13 protein-coding genes are annotated in these 23,722 nt (G+C 52.8%); 8 read left to right on the top strand and 5 right to left on the bottom strand.

Annotation, left to right across the window (positions count from 1 at the left end; translation table 11 throughout):
• Nucleotides 1-26 precede the first annotated feature (26 nt).
• The 4 genes from ACN0UH_RS11415 to icd all read left to right on the top strand — a co-directional run bounded on the left by ACN0UH_RS11415 (nt 27) and on the right by icd (nt 13,842).
• On the top strand, nt 27-8,795 hold the full coding sequence (locus ACN0UH_RS11415; protein ID WP_417662154.1) for an Ig-like domain-containing protein: 8,769 nt from the start codon (nt 27-29) through the stop codon (nt 8,793-8,795).
• A gap of 224 nt (nt 8,796-9,019) precedes the next feature.
• Nucleotides 9,020-11,134 carry a type I secretion system permease/ATPase gene (locus ACN0UH_RS11410; protein ID WP_417662153.1) on the top strand — a complete coding sequence of 705 codons (2,115 nt, stop codon included), beginning with the start codon at nt 9,020-9,022 and terminating at the stop codon, nt 11,132-11,134.
• A 58-nt stretch (nt 11,135-11,192) separates the two neighbouring features.
• Nucleotides 11,193-12,344, top strand: a complete 1,152-nt coding sequence (locus ACN0UH_RS11405; RefSeq protein ID WP_417662294.1) for an HlyD family type I secretion periplasmic adaptor subunit — start codon at nt 11,193-11,195, stop codon at nt 12,342-12,344.
• A gap of 241 nt (nt 12,345-12,585) precedes the next feature.
• Nucleotides 12,586-13,842: an NADP-dependent isocitrate dehydrogenase gene (gene icd / locus ACN0UH_RS11400; protein WP_417662293.1), complete on the top strand. Its 1,257-nt coding sequence runs from the start codon at nt 12,586-12,588 to the stop codon at nt 13,840-13,842.
• A 61-nt stretch (nt 13,843-13,903) separates the two neighbouring features.
• On the opposite strand, the gene cspD is transcribed toward icd, so the two are convergent.
• The gene (gene cspD / locus ACN0UH_RS11395; protein ID WP_417662152.1) at nt 13,904-14,167 is read right to left on the bottom strand and encodes a cold shock domain-containing protein CspD; all 264 of its coding nucleotides are present in this window, start codon (nt 14,165-14,167) and stop codon (nt 13,904-13,906) included.
• 243 nt (nt 14,168-14,410) lie between these two features.
• Between cspD and clpS the strand changes: the two genes are divergently transcribed.
• Both clpS and clpA read left to right on the top strand, forming a co-directional pair.
• Nucleotides 14,411-14,773: an ATP-dependent Clp protease adapter ClpS gene (gene clpS, locus ACN0UH_RS11390; protein ID WP_417662151.1), complete on the top strand. Its 363-nt coding sequence runs from the start codon at nt 14,411-14,413 to the stop codon at nt 14,771-14,773.
• 29 nt (nt 14,774-14,802) lie between these two features.
• A complete protein-coding gene (gene clpA, locus ACN0UH_RS11385; protein ID WP_417662150.1) occupies nt 14,803-17,073 on the top strand; it encodes an ATP-dependent Clp protease ATP-binding subunit ClpA in 2,271 nt (756 codons plus the stop codon).
• A 249-nt stretch (nt 17,074-17,322) separates the two neighbouring features.
• Here clpA and infA read toward each other — a convergent pair whose 3' ends face one another.
• The 4 genes from infA to trxB form a co-directional block, all read right to left on the bottom strand.
• A complete protein-coding gene (gene infA, locus ACN0UH_RS11380; protein WP_002553999.1) occupies nt 17,323-17,541 on the bottom strand; it encodes a translation initiation factor IF-1 in 219 nt (72 codons plus the stop codon).
• Between the two features lie 322 nt (nt 17,542-17,863).
• The gene (locus tag ACN0UH_RS11375) at nt 17,864-18,571 is read right to left on the bottom strand and encodes an arginyltransferase (RefSeq protein WP_417662149.1); all 708 of its coding nucleotides are present in this window, start codon (nt 18,569-18,571) and stop codon (nt 17,864-17,866) included.
• Between the two features lie 54 nt (nt 18,572-18,625).
• A complete protein-coding gene (gene aat / locus ACN0UH_RS11370; protein WP_417662148.1) occupies nt 18,626-19,315 on the bottom strand; it encodes a leucyl/phenylalanyl-tRNA--protein transferase in 690 nt (229 codons plus the stop codon).
• Nucleotides 19,316-19,408: 93 nt separating this feature from the next.
• On the bottom strand, nt 19,409-20,359 hold the full coding sequence (gene trxB / locus ACN0UH_RS11365) for a thioredoxin-disulfide reductase (protein WP_087516809.1): 951 nt from the start codon (nt 20,357-20,359) through the stop codon (nt 19,409-19,411).
• Nucleotides 20,360-20,634: 275 nt separating this feature from the next.
• Here trxB and ftsK point away from each other — a divergent pair, with 275 nt between their 5' ends.
• On the top strand, nt 20,635-23,007 hold the full coding sequence (gene ftsK, locus ACN0UH_RS11360) for a DNA translocase FtsK (protein ID WP_417662292.1): 2,373 nt from the start codon (nt 20,635-20,637) through the stop codon (nt 23,005-23,007).
• An 85-nt stretch (nt 23,008-23,092) separates the two neighbouring features.
• Nucleotides 23,093-23,719 (top strand): outer membrane lipoprotein chaperone LolA, encoded by a 627-nt coding sequence (gene lolA / locus ACN0UH_RS11355; protein ID WP_417662147.1) that lies wholly within the window; start codon nt 23,093-23,095, stop codon nt 23,717-23,719.
• Nucleotides 23,720-23,722 lie beyond the last annotated feature (3 nt).

Below are 23,722 nucleotides of genomic sequence, written 5' to 3'. Positions count from 1 at the left end.
GTTAATTGCATAGGTGAATAATTGAAATGAAAACGTCTATTGAAGTGACTGATCGCGCTACCAGCAATAAAATCAACATGATTGCCGATGGCAGTCTGGCCATAACCCTGAATGAACCCAGTGTTGTGTTAGTGCATGCTTCCGTTTCCGAAGTTGATCGTTATGAAAGAACCGGAAATGACCTGTTGATTTATATGAAGGACGGCAGCGTCATTCGTTGTGATGGATATTTTCAAGTCGATGAAACTGAACATCATAGCGAGCTTGTTTTTCAAGATGATAACTCTGCGCTGAGCCACATTAGTTTTGCGGATATGCCTGAAATTGCCCCTGATCAGGTTGTACCGTTACAAGCTCAAGTCGAGATGCTTGATAAGATTGATCCACTGCTCTACGGGAGCGACGACTTCAGTGGCTATGGGTTGCTAGGTCTAATCGGGGCAGGGCTTGGTGGTGCTTTGGTGGGGGCAGGATTGAATAACGATGACGGGGGTGGGCATACCAGGGTTGAAACTATTGACAACACCCTGCCATCTGAAACCGTATCACCTTCCTTTATTGCAACCGACAACCAAGGCCAGCTACAGACGTTGCTAGTCAACGACAGCAAGACCGATGACGTTAGTCCGACCTTTAGTGGTAGCGGCCAGGTCGGGGCAAGCATCCAGATACTAAATGTAGAAGGTGTCGTTATTGCCAGCACCCAAGTTGGGGCTGATGGTACTTGGACAGTCACTGTTCCTGATCAAGCGCTGGGTCAGCACATCTATGAGGTCGTGCAGCAGAGTGGTGACAGCAGCCTGAGTGCTGGGACGATCAGCCTTGATATCGTAGGCAACGCTGTCGAACTGACGATTGAACCTATAACCGGCGATAATCAGGTCGACGAAAGCGAAGCGGGTGCGGCTATCACTGTGAGTGGCAGCGCCACAGGCCTCGAGACCGGAACGGACGTCGTTGTCATAATTGCGGGCGAGAGTTACACCACGCAAATTATCGATGGTGGGAGTTGGAGTCTTGAGCTGCCGAGTGAGGTGGTTGCAGGCCTGCATGATGGTTTTTACACCGCTCAGGTAAGTGCGACTGACCCTGCTGGGAATGTTCACACGGCCTCAAAAGGGTTTTCTGTAGACACTTCGGCTCCAGTTGTCAGCATTAATGCTGTGGCTCTGGACGATGTGCTGAATGCTTCGGAGGTGTCGACTACGCAAACCATCAGCGGCTCAGTAATTGGGGGCGCAGCAGGTGAGACGGTTACGGTCAATGTTGGGGGCACGCTGTATCATGTCTTGCTGGCTAGTGATAACACGTGGTCTGTCGATATTCCGAGTGCTATGTGGAATGCCATTGGCGATGGTGCGCTGACAATCTCTGCCAGCATTAGCGATGCTGCAGGTAACACAGGCGAGGCAAGCCGTGATATTTCGATTGCTGCAGGTCTACCTGGCTTGCGTGTTGCTACTGTTTCAGGCGACAACATTATCAACGCAATCGAACATGCCCAAGACCTGACAATTTTCGGTACAAGCACAGGGCTCGCGCCCGGCCAGACTGTAACTGCGATCATCGATGGTAAGAGCTACGTGACGGCTATCGATGCGGACGGGAGCTGGCAGGTTGGTTTGCAGGCCAGTGACGTTTCGACATACGCGCAAGGCTCGCTGACGATACATGTCAGCAGCGCTGACGCTTCGGGCAACCCAGTTGCAATCGACCATCAGGTCATGGTTGATTTGGCGGACACTGCAGTCAGTATCAATCCTGTGGCGTTGGACAATATCATCAACAGTGTCGAGCAAGGCTCTGACTTGCTGCTTTCAGGTGCCACTGCAAACGTTGAAGCTGGCCAAGTTGTGGTTATCAATTTTGCGGGTCATCAGTATCAAGCGACTGTTGCTGGTGACGGTGGATGGGCCGTTGTTGTACCTGCAACTGATCTGGCGGGCCTCACCGATGGTTATCGCAATCTAGAAGTTCAGGTTACCAATACCAACGGTAGTGTCGCGCATAGCGGGCAGATCGTTCAGGTTGATGTGACATCACCGATACTGGTTATCGACCCTACTGTCAGTAGCAGCGGACTGGATTCTGCGCACGATGATTTGTTGAACGCGTTGGAGGTCAATCAGGACCTTCTGGTCAGCGGCGTTACCTCTGCGCAAATAGGTCAAGCCCTGACCGTTAGTCTGAACGGTCAGAGTTATCAGACTGTTGTTGGTGAGGGTGGCGCTTGGAGTGTCACCATTCCCTCCGCGAATTTCTCTTCAGCACCTGACGGCGCTCTACTGATCACCGCAACTACCACCGACAAAGCCGGTAACAGCGTGCAGCAGACTCGCGAGTTGACAGTCGATACGACTGCGCCGGTTATCACCATCAATACTGTTGCTGGCGACGACATCATCAATGCTAATGAGAAAGCTGATGCAGTGTTGGTTACCGGGCATGCAAGCGGCCTAGATGGCGGGGAGGTCTTGACCATTAGCGTCAATGGTAATGATTACACCACTGCTGTCGAGGCGGATGGTACGTGGAGCCTTTCCGTTGCAGCGGCTGATATTGCAACTCTGCCTGATGGCCATTACAGCATTGACGCCAGCGTTGCAGATGCAGCTGGTAACAGCGCCTTGGCAAGTCACGGCGTCGAGGTAATTACCCTGTTGCCAACGCTGACGGTTGATACCGTTGCTAATGACAATGTCATCAATAGCGCTGAAAAGGGCGCACCAGTCGAAATTGGCGGTTCTTCTACGGGGTTGGACTCGGGTACCGTTGTCACTGTAGCACTCAACGGCAAGGACTATCAGGCCACTGTCACGGCTGACGGCAATTGGAGTATCGAGGTCCAGCCGGGTGATTTTGATGGCGTGCGCGATGGTCAATATAAGCTATCAGTATCTGCTGTAGACGACATTGGTAACCAGGCCAACACCGATACCACTCTGGTGATAGGTACGCTCAATGCGCTGATTAACATCAACACTGTTGCTGGCGACGATCGAATAAACGCTGCTGAGACAGCGGCCAATGTCATCGTCAGTGGCAGCGTACTCAATGTCGAGGCGGGGCAGGAGGTTACGCTGTCAGTCAACGGCACGGATTACACGGCAACGGTTAATGATGATTTGTCTTGGGCGGTTAGCGTCCCCAGTTCTGCGTGGGCAGGTACTGCTGATGGCAACATAACTTTTAATGCTAGTGTTTCCAGTGTCGAGGGCAACAACGCATATGCCAGTCACGATGTTGTCGTGGACTTAACTGCGCCAGTTGTGACCATCAATAGCATTGCAGATGATGATGTCATTAATTCAAGCGAGCACGGTCAAGCGCTGGAAGTTACAGGCGCATCCAGCGGTTTAGAGGGTGGTGAGGTAATCACCGTTAGCCTAAATGGCAAGAGCTATACCACTACTGTAAATACGGATGGTAGCTGGGGACTTTCCGTTGCAAAAGCCGACGTTGCGGCATTGGCAGCCGGGAGCATCAACATTGATGCCAGCGCCAGCGATGCAGCGGGTAATACAGGTACCGCCAGCCATGGGGCTAGCGTTGTATTGGCTCCACCGATTGTGATGATCGATGTTGTCTCTGTCGATGATGTGATAAGCGCCGCCGAGAAGGGGCTGTCGCTGGATATTAGTGGCACTTCCAGCGGTTTGGTTGAAGGCACGGATATACAGGTTAGCGTTAATGGCCGCGACTACATCACCAGCGTGGATGACGCTGGTGCGTGGAGTGTCACGCTACCTGAAGCTGACGTTGCATCGTTTGGCAAGGGTGACATGGTCATTACTGCACAGGGTACCGATGCCATTGGTAACGTTGGCGACGCTATGCGTAATATCACCGTTGATGGCGCGATCCCCACTATTACAATTGACCCGCTAACTGCAGACAACACCATCAATAGTGCAGAAGCGGCTGCAACTCAAACCCTGACAGGCCAGGTAACAGGGGTTGCCGCCGGTCAAACAATCAGCATTGATATCAATGGTCAGAGCTACAGCGCCACTATTGATGACAGTCTGAATTGGTCGCTGACTCTGCCGGGCAGCATCTGGAATGGTGTTGCAGACGGTACGGTGCCGGTAACCGCAACTGTCGGCGGGGTCACTGAACAGAGCAATGTGACGCTGGATATCAGCGCGCCTGTGGTCACTATTGATACGGTCGCGAGTGACAATGTCATTGACGGTACAGAGCAGAAGGCCGGACAGATTATCAGTGGTACCGCTGATGCCGAGCCTGGCCAAGTTGTAGAGGTCACATTTAACGGACGCTCCTATCATTCCGTGGTAGCCGACGGTGGCGTCTGGAGCGTAAATGTTGATGCCCGTGACTTCCTCGAAACGCCTGATGGTGATTACGCCATCACTGCTTCTGTGGCCGATATAGCCGGCAATAGCGGGGCGACAAACAGTTCTGTATATCTGCAGGCGGATGCACCCACTGTATCCATCAATAGCTTCACTGCGGACGATATCCTCAGCAAGCTTGAGCAAGGCGCCCCTCAGACTATCTCGGGTACAGCATCGGTCGACGTCGGTCGTGTCGTGACCGTGACGCTCAACGGCAAGGAGTACAGTGCCACAGTCCAAGGGGATCACTCGTGGAGTTTGGTGCTCGGCACGGCTGATTTGGCTGCCCTTGCAGACTCGGGTGTTTACAGTATTACCGCGACAGCGACAGACAATGTCGGTAATACCGGCTCCAGCGATCACTCTTTCACCGTTGATCTCAGCGGCCCATTGATGACGCTGACTATCGACAGCATCACTGTCGACAGCGGTTCATCCAACAGCGATTTCATTACTAATGACACCGCCTTGGCGGTCCAAGGTACGCTGGGGGCCGAGTTAGGAGCAGGCGAGCTGATGCAAATCAGCCTCGACGGCGGAGCGACTTGGACGAACCTCGATGTTTCGGGGACGGCATGGACCTACGTCGACAGCAGAACGCTGGCTGATGGCAAGCACAACTACGCGGTTCGTCTGATCGATTCCCTAGGGAATATCGGATCTACTGCTAGTCAACTGGTAACTATCGATACCAATGCGCCTGCATCAACCATCGCTATCACCAGTATCAGCGATGACAGTGGTTTGTACGCCGATTACATCACTAGCGACACTAGCCTGACGGTCAACGGCACCTTGTCCAGCCCCTTGGCGGTTGATGAGCTGGCACAAATTAGCTTGGACAACGGCGCGACTTGGACAACCTTGAGCATTGCGGGCACGACTTGGAGTCATGTCGATGATCGAGCCTTGGTCGATGGCTCATACGAATACACGGTGCGTGTGATCGATGTGGCCGGAAACATCGGTTCAACCTATACCCAAACTGTTCTTGTCGACACTGCAGCGCCGCTTACCGCAATTCATATTGACAGCATTACTGACGATACCGGTGTGTCTGCGACGGACTACATCACCAGCGATAACAAGCTGGTAGTGAATGGCACCTTGAGTGCTGCACTCAATGCTGATGAGTTCGCGCAGATTAGCTTGGACGGAGGTGCAACATGGACCGCTTTGGTGACGAGTGGCGTGGCTTGGAACTACACAGACGGCCGCTCGCTATCTGATGGTGTTTACACCTATCAGGTTCGTGTCGTTGACCTTGCCGGCAACTCAGGTCCAGTCGAGCAGCAAGCTGTTACGGTTGATCGTGTGGCGCCGACTACTTCGATCAGTATTGACGGTATTAGTGACGACACAGGCTTGTCCTTGACGGACTTCATCACCCGCGACACTAGTCTCACATTGTCCGGCACCTTAGGTAAGGCGCTTGAAGGCGATGAGTACGCACAAATCAGCATTGATGCTGGTGCGACTTGGATCACCCTGACGGATGTCACCGGCACTCAATGGGCTTACATCGACTCGCGTGTACTGACCGATGGAAACTACGGTTACCAATTACGGGTTATCGATCAAGCTGGCAACATTGGTCAAACGGCTAGCCAAACGGTTGTGTTGGACACAATTGCTCCGTTGGAACAGGCAACTATTACCGGTTACGACGATGATCAAGGGGGGCGCCAAGGCACTCAGACCACTTACAACATCACTGACGACACCGCGCCAGTCTTGCAAGGTACGCTCACTGCTGCGTTGCAAGGTGGTGAAGTTCTGAAGATTTTCCAGAACGGTATTTATCTGGGCATTGCAACGGTTAGTGGAACCACTTGGACCTATGCGCTCACCGGCCTGGAAAATGCAAATTCATACGACTACTCGGCGGTGGTCACTGATGCCGCAGGTAACACGACCACATCGGCTGACTATACGTTGAATGTGGATACAAGCGTTCCAAGCAGTGTCACGTTCGAGTCGCAGATCACCTCGGATACTACTCCGGTTTTGCGAGGCACGGTGGCAGCGGACATGACTGCCGATCAGGTGCTGTATATCACGATTAATGGCATAACCTACTCGTCCAGTACTAGTTATGGTGACGGCCGGGTTGTTGTTGATATGGCAAATCATACTTGGTACGTGCAGATCCCTAGCGGCGACAGCATGGGGCTCAACACCTATGACGTGATTGCCGAAGTGGTTAACGAAGGTGGTAACGGCAACCTCAGCAGCGAGACCTTCAGCGGGGCACAGGTTGTAATCGCCGAGCCGGCTATCAGTACGCAATGGGCAGGCGATGCCCCTGCGGCCAGAACAAGCAACCAAGAAGGGCTAAGTTACAGCATTGGAGAAAACGGCCTATGGAGCATCGTTTCAAATACAGCCGTATACAACAGTAGTGATTTGAACAGCTACAGCACTGACGTACTGACGAAAGCAAGTGGTACTGGCAACACGGTGAACTACAGTTATTTCGACTTGGATCGAGATGGCGATATGGATATATTCGCCTCGCAAAGCAACTACGTTCAGCCGTTTCAGTACTGGCAGAACGATAACGGTAGCTATACCAGTAAAACGATCGAATATGGTGCTCTTGATAGCTATTTTGGCGGCACGGTTGCATACGACCGCACGGGTAATGGCTACCTAGATCTGGCGCTGGGCGACAGTAATTTAGATGGCAATTCGGCAGGTTGGTTTATCAATAACCAAGACGGCACCTTTAGCCAGGACACTTCGACCCGTAACCTGTTTCCTGCTTACACCTTTGGTGCAAGTGTGTCTGGCGTAGATATCAATAACGATGGTGCGATTGATATTACGGGCCAGGTAAGTGGTGGCGGTGGCAGTAGCCCCTATACGTTAGGTGTTATCACCAATAACGGCGATGGCACCATGGCAATCGGCCAGGTCGTGAACAATGTATTCAATGATGGCGGTGGTTCCGACAATGTCGGCACCAGCATGACTTGGGCCGATTTCAACGGTGACGGCACCTTAGATCTGTACCTCAATCAACACTATGCTGGCGCAAACAAATCAGCTGTTCTAATCAACAGCAACGGAACCCTCGACAACCTCGTTGAAATCAACGCCGGTCCAGACATTCGTTCGCGTATTGCCCTGGCTGTTGACTGGGATCATAACGGCACCACTGATATCGCCAAGATGGGGGGCTACAACAACGGCGATACCATTCAGATGATACTCAATAACGGTAACGGCTTGAGCTGGACCAATGCCAACCTGAACTACAACTACGGTTCACGCCTTACCGGCGCCGCCGCAATGGATTATGACTGGGATGGAGCTGTCGACTTGATTGGCTTTACCAGCAATGGTCATTCGTTTGTGGTGAAGAACACCAATGCTGTCGCCGAGGGTACTTCGATGCACCTGCGGATCGTCGATCAGAACGGAATTAATGCGTTCTACGGCAACACGGTACAGCTCTTTGACAGCAGTGGTGCTTTGGTTGCCACACAGGTTCTCAATGCGCAGTCAGGTGTTGGAGTAAACGACAGCTCTGCATTGCTCAACTTCTATGGTTTGAGCGCGACTGAGACCTACTCTGTCAACTTGATCCGCATTGTTGATGGCCTGCGCTCGGACGTGACTGAAACGGTGAACAGTGGTTGGGGTGGCTTGACCACAGGTGATGCCACACACAACTACGTGCTATCGGCGGAGTCGGATAGTGCCAGCAATAATGGTGTGTTTGTTGGTAGTGGTTACAACGACACATTTACTGCAACCGCGGGCTCTGACACCTATAACGGCGCGGGTGGCTGGAGCTACAGTTCAGATCACGGGACTTGGATTGCGGCGAATGGTGGCATGGATGTAGTCGACTACAAACTGGCAACCAGCGGTGTCACGATCGATTTAAGCTCCACAGCAGCCCAGGACACTGGTTTCAATACAGCAAAACTGGTGGATATCGAAGGTGTCTCGGGCTCCAGCTTTGACGATACCTTCACTGGTAGCGCAGGCGACAACCAGTTTGAGGGGCGTGATGGCAATGACCTGATCAATATCGGTAACGGCGGACACGACACTTTGATCTACAACCTGCTCAGTGCAGTTGAAGCCACGGGCGGGAACGGTACTGATGTCGTCACGGGCTTTACTATTGGTACCTGGGAAGGGACCAACGACACCGATCGTATCGATATCAGTGAGCTGCTGCACAGCGCAGGCTATACAGGCACGGGCAGTGCAAGTTATGTCGATGGGGTGGCAACACTGGACGCTTCCGCAGGAAACATTGAGGACTACCTCAATATGCTACAGAACGGTGCAAGTACCGATATCCAGTTCGACCATGACGGGCTTGGTGGCGCATTTGATCCGACTACAATCGCTTCCCTAAGCGGCGTGCAAGTCGATCTGGCAACGCTGCTGGCCAATCACCAGTTGCTGGTTTCATAACCGAAGAGTTGAAAGGGGCGCAATGTGCCCCTTTTCTATACTTCGATATCGGGTCGCCCTGACCCAATTCTTCAAAAGCGATCATCACCTGTTCTGCTGCGAACGATACGTGGCCATGCGGAGCAGATCGAACAAATCAATCCGCTACTCAGCAGTGAACGACTGAGGTGTTTATTCCTATTCGCCTTATGAGTTATCGCGATTGCTAAATAGGCTATTTTTTAATGAGTCACTTAACGTCAAGTCATGAGTCATGGCTGTCAGCGATGCTGATGGTGGCGAAGCATTATCGGCTGGATTATTCCGAAGAGAACGTGCGGGTCGCCCTGAGTTGGGACAAGGACACCGTACTGGACCTGTTGCTTGAAGACATGGGGCGCCAGCTTGGGCTTGAGTCATGCATAGCTGAGTTTTCAGAAAGGTTTCTTGATCCTTGGCGTATGCCGTTTATCGTGTTGCTGCGTAATGGTGACGTCGCTGTGCTCGAGCGCATGGATAGTGCTGGACAGGTCTCAGTGCAGTTCAGCAATGAAGGTGGTCTCGCGCTGACCATGAGCGTCAGTGAGCTGACTGAGCAAGTCGAGCGCTTGGTGATATTGCGTCCGCTCACAGCCATTCCGGATATTCGGGTTGATGAATACATCAAGCCGTTCAAGAAAAACTGGTTTTGGGAAATAGCGCTGCGTGATTGGCGTCGCTATGGCGAGATCATTGCGGCTTCATTGGCGGTTAATGTATTGGCGCTCGCTAGCATCATATTCTCGCTGCAGGTATATGACCGGGTTATTCCGGCACAGTCATATCCAACCTTGTGGGTACTGTTTAGTGGTGTGATCCTGGCCGTCATCTTCGAATTCACCTTACGGATGGTGCGCACTTATATCTCGGACTCGATAGGCAAGCGTGCAGATCTTAAAATATCCGATCGAGTGTTAGGTCATGCGCTTCGCGTTCAGAACAGTGCCAGGTCTAAATCAACGGGTTCGTTCATTTCACAGATTCGTGAGCTGGAGCAGGTTCGCGAACTGATCACTTCGACGACTATCGGCGCGGTGGCAGATTTACCTTTCTTTTTCCTGTTCGTATTTATTCTTTGGATGATCGGCGGCCCATTGGTTTTTGTGGTGCTGGCAGCCGTTCCAATGCTGGTCATTCCCGGCTTGCTGGTGCAGAGGCCTTTCTCGAAGCTCTCCAATGATGGGATGCGCGAATCGGCTATCCGTAACGCCACTTTGGTGGAGGTTGTGGAAAGCATCGAGGATATTAAGCTGCTGCGTGCTGAGCAGCGGTTTCAAAATCAATGGAATCATAACAACGAGGTCGCCGCGAGCATCAGCATGCGCCAACGGTTTTTGACCGCCATGCTCATGACCTGGACTCAGCAAGTTTCGACCCTGGTTTATGCCTCAGTGTTGTTGATGGGCTGCTACATGGTCATCCAGGGCGATTTAACCACGGGTTCACTGGTTGCCATGACACTTCTGTCATCGCGCACCATCGCACCTCTCTCGCAGATTACCGGGGTGCTTTCCCGCTGGCAGCAAGCCAAAGTGGCACGTAAAGGCCTGAATGAGTTGATGAGCAGGCCAATTGATCAGCCGGAGCGGGGCAAAGCGGTACACAAGGCATCCCTGCGCGGGGCCTACCAACTGAAAAGTGTGGAGTTCCTTTACGACCCAGAAGGAAAAACTTCGGATATCAGCATTGCTGCGCTGAGTATCAAGGAAGGTGAGAAGGTGGCCGTTCTGGGGCGCAATGGTGCAGGCAAGTCTACCTTGTTGCAGTTGCTGTCTGGCATGCGTTTTCCCTCGCAAGGCCAACTGCTACTAGATGATATTGCGATTACTTCTTTAGACACTGCTGACTTGCGTCGAGACATGGGGTTTCTGCATCAAAACTCCCGGCTTTTTTTTGGATCAATTCGCGAAAACCTGACCATGGGCCGTCCGCTAGCCACCGATGAGGAGATCTATCGTGCGCTGCTTATGAGCGGAGCACTGACGTTCGTTCAGAAGCAGACCAAGGCCCTCGATTACATGATCCTTGAAGGCGGATATGGCCTCTCTGGCGGGCAGCGCCAGGCATTGATGCTGGCTCGTATGCTGATTACCCAACCAAATATCGTCTTGCTCGATGAGCCGACAGCGGCGATGGACGATGTGACCGAGCGAGAAGTGATTGCACACCTAAAGGGTTGGCTCGGGCCACGCACGTTAGTTCTTGCGACGCACCGGCCTGCGCTTCTTGAGTTGGTCGACCGCGTGATTATTGTCGATAGCGGAAAAGTCGTGATGGATGGTGAAAAAAGCGAAATTCTCAACAAGGTGGCAAAGCCTTGAACATTCATCGAGGCGGGGCGCAATGAATACACAGTCGGCATTAAAACCCACGATAACAATGCGACATCGGGAGCCAGCATTACCGAGTTCAAGCCTTATCATCGTGGTTGTCCTGCTGCTGTTAGGCAGCTTCTTGGCCTGGGCTTGGTATTTCAAGTTGGAGGAAGTCACCACCGGCATTGGCAAGATTGTTCCCTCTGCGCATGAACAGACTATTCAATCGCTAGAAGGCGGGATTCTCAAAAAACTCTATGTGAGAGCGGGGGACACCGTAGAGCAAGGCCAGACATTGGCCCAACTGGATATCATCAAATCAGAATCGGCGGTGCAGGAAAGCCGTTCGCAATATATTGCAGCGCTGGCAACTGCCTCGCGCCTGCGGGCGGAAGTGGACGGCATGCCGTTAACCTTTCCAACAGAGCTTGATGATCAACCGCAACTGACAATGTCTGAGCGCCAACTCTATAGATCGCGGCGCAATAGCCTTGAAACCACCCTTACTGGACTTAATCGTGAGCTTGAGTTGGTAAGAGGTGAACTGCGTATGACTGAGCCTTATGTGGCCAGAGGGGCTGCCAGTGCTGTGGATGTGCTGCGTTTGCGCAGGCAAATCAGCGAACTGCAAAACAAGTTAACTGACACCCGCAGCCAGTATTTAGTAAAGGCACGAGAGGAGTTGGCCAGAGCCAGTGCGGATGTTGAATCACTGCGCTCGGTCATTCGCGGTCGGCAGGACTCTTTGAGTCGCTCGACCCTTACCGCCCCCGTGCGAGGCATTGTCAAGGATGTAGAAGTTACCACCACCGGCGGTGTGATTCCTCCCAATGGTAAGTTGATGACTATCGTGCCCTTGGATGACACTATCTTGGTTGAGGCGCGAATTTCGCCGCGTGATATCGCCTTTATCCACCCTAAACAGAAGGCGCTAGTCAAGATTACGGCTTACGACTATTCCATCTATGGTGCGTTGAAGGGAGAGGTGACCATCATCTCGCCCGATACTATTCAGGATGAGGTTAAACGCGATGAGTTCTATTACCGTGTCTATATCAAGACTGACTCTGCAACGCTAGAAAACAAAGCCCATCAAAAATTCCCGATTTTCCCGGGAATGATTGCAACCGTGGACATTGCTACTGGGGAAAAAACCGTTCTCAACTACTTGATCAAGCCCTTCAATAAAGCCAGGGAAGCGCTGCGCGAGCGTTGATCGTTACCGTATTAGCAGAAAGGTCGTCGAGGATTGGTTTGCGTGGATGCTCGACTCACCTAGAGATGTGCCCAGAAGGTTTGCAGGTTTCAGTTACAAGTTCGTAACCATGCATCCATGCCCGCGAGCGCACCAAAACCTGTAAGGTGGGTCAGAGAATTAACGAGGGTTAATGATCGCCCAGATTTACTGCGCTACGCTGAAAGGCAAGCAAACGGTTCGTTCACAAAAGGAGTTCAGCATGGGTTACCAAAAGATCCAGATACCGGCAGTCGGTGACAAAATTACCGTTAATGCAGATATGTCGCTTAACGTCCCGAATAATCCGGTTATTCCTTACATTGAGGGTGATGGCATCGGCGTCGATATCAGCCCCGTCATGATCAAAGTAGTAGATGCTGCTGTCGAAAAAGCATACGACGGTAAGCGCAAGATTTCCTGGATGGAAGTTTTTGCTGGTGAAAAGGCAACTCAAGTCTACGACCAAGACACCTGGCTGCCGAAAGAAACCCTGGAAGCTGTACGTGACTATGTTGTCTCGATCAAGGGCCCGCTGACCACGCCAGTAGGGGGCGGTATTCGCTCACTTAACGTCGCGCTGCGCCAAGAGCTTGATCTGTATGTCTGCCAACGTCCAGTGCGCTGGTTCACCGGTGTTCCGAGCCCAGTGAAGAAGCCGGGCGATGTAGATATGGTGATCTTTCGCGAGAACTCCGAGGATATCTACGCCGGGGTTGAATGGAAGGCTGGCTCGCCAGAAGCGGAAAAGGTCATCAAGTTTCTGACTGAAGAAATGGGAGTGAAAAAAATCCGCTTTACCGAAAACTGCGGCATAGGTGTCAAACCTGTCTCAAAGGAAGGCACCAAGCGCTTGGTACGCAAGGCTCTGCAGTATGCGGTGGATAACGATCGGAGTTCAGTGACCATTGTGCACAAAGGCAACATCATGAAGTTCACCGAAGGCGCTTTCAAAGAGTGGGGCTACGAAGTTGCTCGCGATGAATTTGGCGCTGAACTCCTTGATGGCGGCCCATGGATGCAGTTCAAGAGCACAAAGTCCGGCAAGAATATTGTGGTCAAAGATGTGATTGCTGATGCGATGTTGCAGCAGATTTTACTGCGCCCCGCTGAGTACGATGTAATCGCCACGCTCAACCTCAATGGCGACTATTTGTCTGACGCTCTGGCGGCAGAGGTGGGAGGCATCGGTATTGCGCCAGGCGCGAACCTTTCCGACACCATCGCTATGTTCGAGGCAACTCACGGTACTGCGCCCAAGTATGCAGGGCAGGATAAAGTTAATCCGGGCTCACTGATTCTATCGGCTGAAATGATGCTGCGGCATATGGGTTGGGTTGAAGCGGCTGACCTGCTGATCAAAGGTACTGAAGGCGCAATTGAGGCTAAAACGGTAACCTATGATTTCGAGCGGTTGATGGAAGGCTCCAAGCTGATGTCTTGCTCTGAATTTGGCGACCAAATGATTGCGCACATGTAGTCGACGGGCAAAAAGAAGCCGGTTACATACCGGCTTCTTTTATTGTCTCACGCGCTTCGCGTCAGACTTCCACTGGAGTGTCTTGGGGTTGGTTGATGGTCGCTGGCGTCTCGGTACTGGCCGTGACGTTATTGATGTTGACGGCATGGAGTCCTTTGGGGCCTTGAATAATATCGAAGCTCACAGGTTGACCGGCCTTCAGCGTTTTGTAGCCGTCCATCTGAATCGCCGAATAATGGGCGAACAGGTCTTCATCGCCGCCGTCAGCCACGATAAAACCATAACCCTTAGCATTGTTGAACCACTTGACCTTACCGCTTAGCATGCTGATATCCCTCTGCAAAGGACCCCGTCTCTGGGGTATCATCCACTTTGATCACGCGCCGCCCGCTTATTCGTTCCACTCGTTTAAGGGGTATAGCGCGAAACCCCTTACACCCAGTCCGGGTATTTATTGTTTGTAACACTGATTTGCCGTTAGTCAAGGTGAGGCAGTACAGAAATAGTGACGTTCCCCATACTTTGGACTGGGGGTTATCCATTCGCCCTTCAACGAACTTTTACAACCATGCATGCAAGTAGCCAGATTCGACTAACATTCAATCAGGATCAACCTGCACCACATGAGGACGATTCCGCAGGCATAGCCGTGCAGGAATCAAAGCCCGCTTTGCAGGCGCCACCAATGTACAAAGTTGTCTTGTTTAATGATGACTACACGCCAATGGATTTCGTGGTAGAGGTACTGGAGACTTTTTTCAGCCTGAATCGCGAGCTGGCAACCAAAATTATGCTGACCGTCCATACAGAGGGACGGGCCGTATGCGGAGTGTTTACCCGCGATGTTGCCGAAACCAAGGCAATGCTGGTAAATCAGTACGCAAAAGAAAGCCAGCATCCACTACTCTGTGAGATCGAGAAGGACGGTTAGTACCGTTCGCTTGGGCATGAGGTGAAGCTATGTTAAATCGAGAGCTCGAAGTTACCCTCAACTTGGCATTCAAGGAGGCTCGCACAAAGCGTCATGAGTTCATGACAGTAGAGCACTTGCTACTGGCCCTGCTAGACAACGAGGCAGCGTCCAGCGTGCTGCGTGCTTGTGGCGCAAACCTGGATAAACTTCGGCATGATTTACTGGAGTTTATTGACTCCACCACGCCACTGATCCCGGTGCACGACGAAGAGCGTGAAACCCAGCCAACTTTGGGTTTCCAGCGTGTGTTGCAGCGTGCGGTTTTCCACGTACAAAGCTCTGGCAAGCGCGAAGTCACCGGCGCTAACGTGCTCGTGGCGATTTTCAGCGAGCAAGAAAGCCAAGCTGTATTTCTGCTCAAGCAGCAAAGCGTTGCGCGCATTGACGTTGTCAACTTCATTGCACACGGCATTTCCAAAGTGCCTGGCCACGGCGGCCAGCCGGATGGCGAGCAAGAGATGGGCGATGAAGAGGGCGGCGAGTCTTCGATTTCTGGCAATCCGCTGGATTCTTTCGCCAGTAATCTCAATGAGCTAGCACGCCAAGGACGCATTGATCCGCTGGTCGGTCGCGAGGCTGAGGTTGAGCGCGTTGCACAGATTCTTGCGCGGCGGCGTAAAAACAATCCGTTGTTGGTGGGTGAAGCGGGCGTGGGTAAAACTGCGATCGCCGAAGGCTTGGCCAAGCGCATTGTCGATAACCAGGTGCCGGATTTGTTGGCTGATAGCATTGTCTATTCGCTGGATCTCGGCGCGTTGTTGGCGGGTACCAAATACCGCGGCGACTTCGAGAAGCGCCTGAAAGCCTTGCTTAACGAGCTGCGTAAGCGTCCACACGCGATTCTGTTCATTGATGAGATCCATACCATTATTGGCGCTGGTGCGGCCTCTGGCGGCGTCATGGACGCCTCTAACCTGCTTAAGCCAATGCTTTCATCGGGCGAGATCCGTTGCATTGGTTCAACCACCTTCCAAGAGTTCCGTGGCATCTTTGAGAAGGACCGGGCGCTTGCCAGACGCTTCCAGAAAGTTGATGTGGTCGAGCCATCGGTAGATGACACCATCAGTATCTTGCGTGGCCTGCGCGCGCGTTTCGAGCAGCATCACAACATTGAGTACAGTGATGAGGCGCTGCGTGCGGCGGCTGAGCTGGCTTCTCGTTATATCAATGATCGCCACATGCCGGATAAAGCCATTGATGTGATTGATGAGGCGGGTGCCTATCAGCGTCTACAGCCAATCGAAACGCGGGTTAAGCGGATTGATGTGGCCGAGGTTGAGGATATCGTTGCTAAAATCGCTCGAATCCCGCCTAAGCACGTCAGCAGCTCTGACAAGGAACTGTTGCGTAACCTTGAGCGCGATTTGAAGTTGACGGTGTTCGGCCAGGAAGCGGCTATCGACTCGTTGTCTACGGCGATCAAGCTTTCGCGGGCGGGGCTGAAAGCGCCAGACAAGCCAGTCGGCTCTTTCCTGTTTGCAGGTCCGACAGGCGTTGGTAAGACTGAGGCAGCACGTCAGCTGTCGAAGTCGCTGGGTATCGAGCTGATTCGCTTCGATATGTCCGAATACATGGAGCGTCATACCGTTTCGCGTTTGATCGGTGCGCCGCCGGGTTATGTCGGTTTTGATCAGGGCGGTCTGTTGACTGAAGCCATCACTAAAACACCACACTGCGTGTTGCTGCTCGATGAAATCGAGAAAGCGCATCCTGAAGTGTTTAACTTGCTGTTGCAGGTTATGGATCACGGCACATTGACCGATAACAACGGTCGCAAAGCCGATTTCCGTAACGTCATCTTGATCATGACGACCAACGCTGGTGCTGAAACGGCTGCGCGAGCCTCGATTGGCTTTACCCATCAGGATCACTCCAGTGATGCGATGGAAGTCATTAAGAAGAGCTTTACTCCGGAGTTCCGTAACCGTCTGGACACAATCATTCAGTTCGGTCGCCTGAACACTGAAGTGATCAAGAGCATCGTCGACAAGTTCCTCACCGAGCTGCAAGCACAGCTTGAGGACAAGCGCGTCATGCTTGAGGTCAGCGAGGCTGCTCGGACATGGCTGGCTGTTACGGGTTATGACGCTACCATGGGCGCTCGACCGATGGCGCGCCTGATTCAAGACAAAATCAAGCGTCCGCTGGCGGAGGAAATTTTGTTCGGCGAACTGTCAGAACATGGCGGCGTGGTGCATGTTGACATCGAAGGTGGCGAGTTGACCTTCGAGTTTGAAACCACGGCCGAGATGGCTTAACCGTTATGACCTGAGCGGATACATCTTTGTGTATTGGCTCAGGTCACACTTCGATGGTTGAAGATGAAATCGCGACAACAAAAATGCCCGGCTGATAACCGGGCATTTTTTGTATTTGCTATTTGAGCAAATGCACTTAACCGCATGGCGCCATATGTTCAGTGTTAAAGCCAAAGAGGTTGTATTTACCGAGGCAAATAGGCCGTCTAAGTAGGTTTAACGCTGTTTGCGCATAGCGGCTCGATGGTATTAACGAGCGCGGTAGGTGATGCGACCTTTGCTAAGGTCGTAAGGCGTTAGCTCAACGCGCACCTTATCGCCGGTCAAAATACGAATGTAGTTTTTGCGCATCTTTCCGGAGATGTGCGCAGTTACGACGTGCCCATTTTCCAACTCCACACGAAACATGGTGTTGGGCAGGGTGTCGACGACAGTGCCTTCCATTTCGAAGCTGTCTTCTTTCGACATGCAGTAAAGCCCTCGGTATCCAATGAATGGCCCGGTGCAACTGGCGCCAGGCAAAAGCGGCGTGCATTGTGCCCGAAAACAGGTGCTTACGCCAAGTGATCCGCTGAAATAAGCTGGTGAGTGGCAGGAATAAAAGGCAAAAGTGCGCGAAAAGGCTGTTTAAGCATGAGCAAGTACAGATGATTGCGATCGTTCGCCTGTGTGCTTGGTGCGCCTGGACTGTGATGAGAGTATCTTTTTGCCAGTGCAAGCAAGTTTTTCGCCAGCCATTTGTTAAGCACCTTGGTTAGGTAGCTTATTTGGTTTAGTGCTAGTCCGGGCCTTATACAAGGCTCAGCCAGCGCTGGTTGATAAATAGCTCAATCGGTCGGTATTGGGTTTTGTAATTCATTTTTCTGCAGTTTTTTATCCAGTACCCCAAATACACCGCATGCAGGCCAAGCCTGGCTGTCTCGGCTAACTGCCAGAGAATCGCAAAGCGGCCGAGGCTACGGCGCTCTTCGCTGGGTTCGTAAAAGGTGTAGACCGCAGATAGGCCATTGGGCAATACGTCGGTAACCGCGAGCGCAACCAGTCGGCCGTTAAGGCGAAACTCGAAAAAGCGACAAAAGGCCAGGTCGCGCACCAGAAATGTCGAGAACTGCTCGCGGCTTGGTGGATACATGTCGCCGTCGGCATGGCGTTGCTCGATATAGCGCGAGTAAAGCGCGTAATACTCTTCGGTAAAGGTTGGGCGTACACCGCTTACTTGGATGTCGCTGTTGCGCTTGATGATTCGTCGCTGCTGGCGATTAGGCGCAAAGCTTGCCGCAGGAATGCGCGCAGGTACGCACGCCGTACAACCTTGGCAGTGTGGACGGTAAAGATGGTCGCCGCTGCGCCGAAAGCCCATTTCCGATAGTTCTGCATAAACCTGGCCATCCATTGGCTGGCTAGGGTCGAGGAACAGTGTTGTTGCTTGTTCATCGGGCAGATAACTGCATGGATGGGGCTGGGTCGCATAAAATTTCAGACGGGCCAGCTCGGTCATATTTGACTCTCGTGGAATGCCTTTAATCAGTGTATGCCAGACAGGCTAACTCGACTAGCCGATACAAGATTGCCAATCGATTGTGCTGGGCTGATCAAGGTGTTGGTTCAAGGTGCTGGCAAACTGTTCGCGGCTAATCGCTCTGGCACCAAAGCTGTGTAAGTGCTGGGTTGGCATCTGGCAGTCAATCATTACAAAGCCGGCAGCTTTGAGGCGCTCGACCAACATCACGAAGCCAACTTTCGATGCATTGTCGGCACGGCTAAACATCGACTCACCAAAAAAGAGCTGGCCCATTGCTAAGCCATACAGGCCGCCAACTAATTGTTGACCCTGCCAAACCTCAACCGAGTGGGCCAGGCCACGCCTGTGCAGCTCAAGGTACGCGTCGCGCATGGCGCTGGTGATCCAGGTGTCATCGGCGTAAGCGCGGGGCTCAGAGCAAGCGGTAATGACTGCAGCGAAGTCTTGGTCGAAAGTGACCTTGTAGCGGTTTTGGCGCAACACTTTGCCCAAGCTACGTGAAACATGCAGCTCGTCAGGGAAAAGAACCGTGCGTGGGTCCGGCGACCACCAAAGAATTGGCTGGCCGTCACTGAACCAAGGGAAACAACCGTGTCGGTAGGCTTTGATCAGGCGCTCGGCGCTCAAATCACCGCCCGCTGCGAGTAACCCATTGGGTTCTTGCAGGGCTTTATCGAGCGCAGGAAACTGCAGAGAATTGCGTTGTAACCAAGTCAGCATCGCATTGACCTAGAAGAGGGCAGGGCGGTGCTTATGCAACCGCCCCAATACAGCTGTAAAGCATACTGTCAAAACTGTTCAGTTAGAGGCGTATCAAATGTCGTCGAGGAATTTCTCGGCATCCAATGCGGCCATGCAGCCAGCGCCAGCAGAGGTAATGGCTTGGCGGTAAACGTGGTCAGCCACATCGCCAGCGGCAAATACGCCTTCAATGGCGGTCGCGGTGGCGTTACCTTCGCTGCCGCCTTTGATTTTCAGGTAGCCGTCATGCATCTCAAGCTGACCTTTGAATAGGTCGGTGTTTGGCTTGTGACCAATGGCAATAAACACGCCTGCGAGTGGCAGGTCATTGACCTCGCCGGTTTCGGTGCTCTTCAGGCGCGCGCCGGTGACACCGGTTGCATCGCCAAGTACTTCTTCGAGCGTGGTATTCCAGTGCATGCGCATGTTGCCGTTGGCGACTTTGTCGAACAGCTTGTCCTGCAGGATCTTCTCAGAGCGTAGCTTGTCGCGACGGTGTACCAAGTGAACTTCCTTGGCGATGTTCGACAGATACAGCGCTTCCTCAACGGCGGTATTGCCGCCACCGATTACCGCCACGACCTGGTTACGGTAGAAAAAGCCGTCGCACGTTGCGCAGGCCGATACACCTTTACCTGCGAATGCATCTTCGGATGGCAGGCCGAGGTACTGAGCGCTAGCGCCAGTGGCGATAATCAAGGCGTCACAGGTATAGGTGCCGCTGTCACCTTTGAGGGTGAATGGGCGCTGCTGCAACTCAGCGGTGTGGATGTGGTCGTAGACTATCTCGGTATCAAAGCGCTCAGCATGCTTTTGCATGCGCTCCATCAACGCAGGACCAGTCAGCCCTTCAACATCACCGGGCCAGTTATCGACTTCAGTGGTGGTGGTCAATTGGCCGCCGGGCTGAATGCCGGTAATGATAACCGGCTTAAGATTGGCCCTTGCTGCGTAGACTGCAGCGCTGTAGCCAGCAGGGCCGGAACCTAGAATGATCAGACGGGAATGCTTGACTTCGGACATAGAAACACCTCATAAGCCTTTGTCACCAAAGAGAATGCATGCTCAAATTGAACTGCGCGAAAATAACTTGGCGGCTATGCTACACCGAAGCAGGCTTTAGCGGGTATCGAGGACTATCGTCTGCGACAAAACCACGCGCAAACCTGCACGGAGCATGGCGTAGCGCGGGTAAACCCGTACAATAGGTAGATAAGCCATAACACGCCATTGGCCGGATTACAGGCTAATAGCACAGGAACAGATGCGTTTTGAAGAAAACTAGCCCTACAGCTCAAATGCCCATGTGGCGTCAGCAATTGCCGTATCGACTCAAGGAAGGGGCACTTATTGCCCTCGGTGCACTGTGTCTGTACGTCTGGATGGCCTTGCTCACCTACGACCCGAACGACCCAGGCTGGACCCACACCAGCAATGTCTCGCAGGTGCAAAATGCTGCGGGTCGCGCGGGTGCCTGGTCGGCCGATATCTTGTTTATGGCACTTGGTTATTTTGCTTACCTGTTTCCGCTGTTGCTTGGGGTTAAAGCCCTGCAGGTATTTCGGGCGCGGCACGAGCCTTGGCAGTGGAGCGGCTGGTTGTTTTCTTGGCGCCTGATTGGCTTGGTGTTTTTGGTGCTCTCTGGTGCGGCATTGGCCTATATCCATTTCCCTGCGGGCAACAGCATGCCTGCTTCATCCGGCGGTGCGCTGGGTGAAAGCGTTGGTCAGTTGGCAGAGAATGCTCTAAACGTGCAGGGCAGCACGTTGCTGCTGATCGCTTTATTCCTCTTTGGTCTGACCATATTTACCGATTTGTCGTGGTTTAAGGTTATGGACCTGACCGGCAAAATTACCTTGGATTTGATTGAGCTTATCCAAAGCCTGGCCAATCGCTGGTGGAGTGCGCGAGCTGAGCGTAAGCAACTGCGTATCCAGTTGCGCGAGGTGGATGAGCGCGTGGCTGAAGTGGCTGCACCTGTGGCCCGAGATCGTCGCGACCAGGTCAAAGCTAAAGAGCGCATGATTGAGCGTGAGGATTCGCTGAATAAACACATGAGCGCCCGCGAAGGTCGCCCAGCGCCGATCATTACACCGCCTTCAGTGCCTGCTGTTCCTGAGCAGAGCAAGCGTGTACAGAAAGAAAAGCAGGCGCCTTTGTTTGTCGACAGCGCGATTGAAGGCACTTTGCCGCCTATCTCATTGCTCGACGCTGCGGAAAAGGTACAAAAGCAGTTTTCGCCTGAGTCGCTGGAAGCGATGTCGCGATTGGTTGAAATCAAGCTCAAAGAGTTTGGCGTTGAAGTGATAGTTGAGTCGGTTCATCCGGGGCCGGTGATTACTCGCTTCGAGATTCAGCCAGCCGCGGGGGTCAAAGTCAGTCGTATTTCCAATCTGGCCAAAGACTTGGCCCGCTCGATGGCGGTGATCAGCGTTCGCGTGGTTGAAGTCATTCCGGGCAAGACCACCGTCGGCATTGAGATTCCTAACGAAGATCGGCAGATGGTGCGTTTTTCCGAGGTTTTATCTTCCCCGGAGTACGACGACGCCAAGTCGCCAGTTACGCTTGCGTTGGGTCACGATATCGGCGGCAAGCCAGTGATTACCGATTTGGCGAAGATGCCGCACTTGCTGGTTGCCGGTACCACGGGCTCCGGTAAATCGGTCGGGGTAAACGCCATGATCCTGTCGATTTTGTTCAAGTCGACGCCTGAAGAGGCGCGCCTGATCATGATTGACCCGAAAATGCTTGAGCTGTCGATTTACGAAGGCATTCCGCACCTGCTTTGCCCGGTGGTAACCGACATGAAGGAGGCCGCCAACTCGCTGCGCTGGAGCGTTGCGGAAATGGAGCGCCGCTACAAACTGATGTCGAAGATGGGCGTGCGTAACCTCGCAGGTTTTAACCGCAAGGTTAAAGATGCAATCGAGGCGGGCACGCCGATCCCTGATCCGTTATATCGCCGCGAAAGCATGCAAGATGAAGCGCCGCTTCTTAAGCCACTGCCAACCATCGTGGTTGTGGTCGATGAATTCGCCGACATGATGATGATCGTCGGTAAGAAGGTTGAAGAGTTGATTGCTCGTATCGCTCAGAAAGCCCGAGCTGCAGGTATTCACTTGATTCTTGCGACGCAGCGTCCATCGGTTGATGTGATCACCGGTTTGATCAAGGCCAACATCCCAACGCGTATGGCGTTCCAGGTATCGAGCAAGATCGATTCGCGGACCATTCTCGACCAAGGCGGCGCCGAGCAATTGCTGGGTCATGGTGACATGCTGTATCTGCCGCCGGGCACCGGCTTGCCGATTCGTGTCCACGGTGCATTTGTGTCTGATGATGAAGTTCACCGCGTGGTTGAAGCGTGGAAGCTACGTGGCACGCCGGACTACATCGAAGAAATTCTGGCCGGCGTCGAAGAGTCAGGCAGTGGTTTTGAGGGCAGCAGTGAAGGCGGTGATGATAGCGAGGATGATCCGCTTTACGACGAGGCCGTACGTTTCGTGACCGAAAGCCGTCGGGCGTCAATCTCTGCCGTACAACGCAAGCTTAAGATTGGTTACAACCGTGCTGCCCGGATGATCGAATCAATGGAAAACGCCGGTGTCGTAACCTCAATGAGCACCAACGGTTCTCGTGAAGTTATAGCGCCAAGCCCTGTTCGCGACTGATCTAAGGCGTCTCTGAGACGTTAGCCTGCACGCTAGCTTTTCAGAGACACCGAAACTGTGGTTAAACCGAATTTTAAGGAGTCCCATGCGCCTTTTCCGCATGTTGTTACTGAGTGTGCTGAGTCTGACCTGCCTCAATGCCGTGGCTGATGAAAGCGCTGCGGTCAAGCGCCTGACTGAGCTGCTCAATCAAGCGCAGACCATCACGGCTCGGTTCTCCCAACTGACCCTCGATGGCAGCGGTAGCCAGCTACAAGAAACAGCCGGTGAATTAGCCCTCAAGCGCCCTGGTTTGTTCCGCTGGCACACCGATGCACCGCAGGAGCAGTTGCTGGTCTCAAACGGTAAAAAGGTCTGGTTGTACGATCCAGATCTCGAACAAGTGACGATCCAGGAAATGGATCAGCGCTTGACCCACACACCAGCGCTTTTGCTTTCCGGTGATGTATCAAAAATCAGCGAAAGCTTCGCCATCAGTTACAAAGAGGCGGGCAACGTAGTTGATTTCACATTAAAGCCAAAATCCAAAGACACGCTGTTTGATAACCTGCGCCTGTCGTTTCGTAGCGGCGTGCTCAATGATATGCAGTTGATTGACAGCATTGGCCAGCGCACCAACATCTTGTTCCTCAATGTGAAGATGAATCAGCCAATCAACGAAAGCGAATTCACCTTTGAAGTACCTGAAGGTGCAGACGTCATTCAAGAGTAAGAG

This window comes from Pseudomonas sp. (assembly GCF_048265905.1).
GTDB lineage: Bacteria > Pseudomonadota > Gammaproteobacteria > Pseudomonadales > Pseudomonadaceae > Aquipseudomonas.
This window is presented reverse-complemented; position numbering and strand designations above follow the sequence as displayed.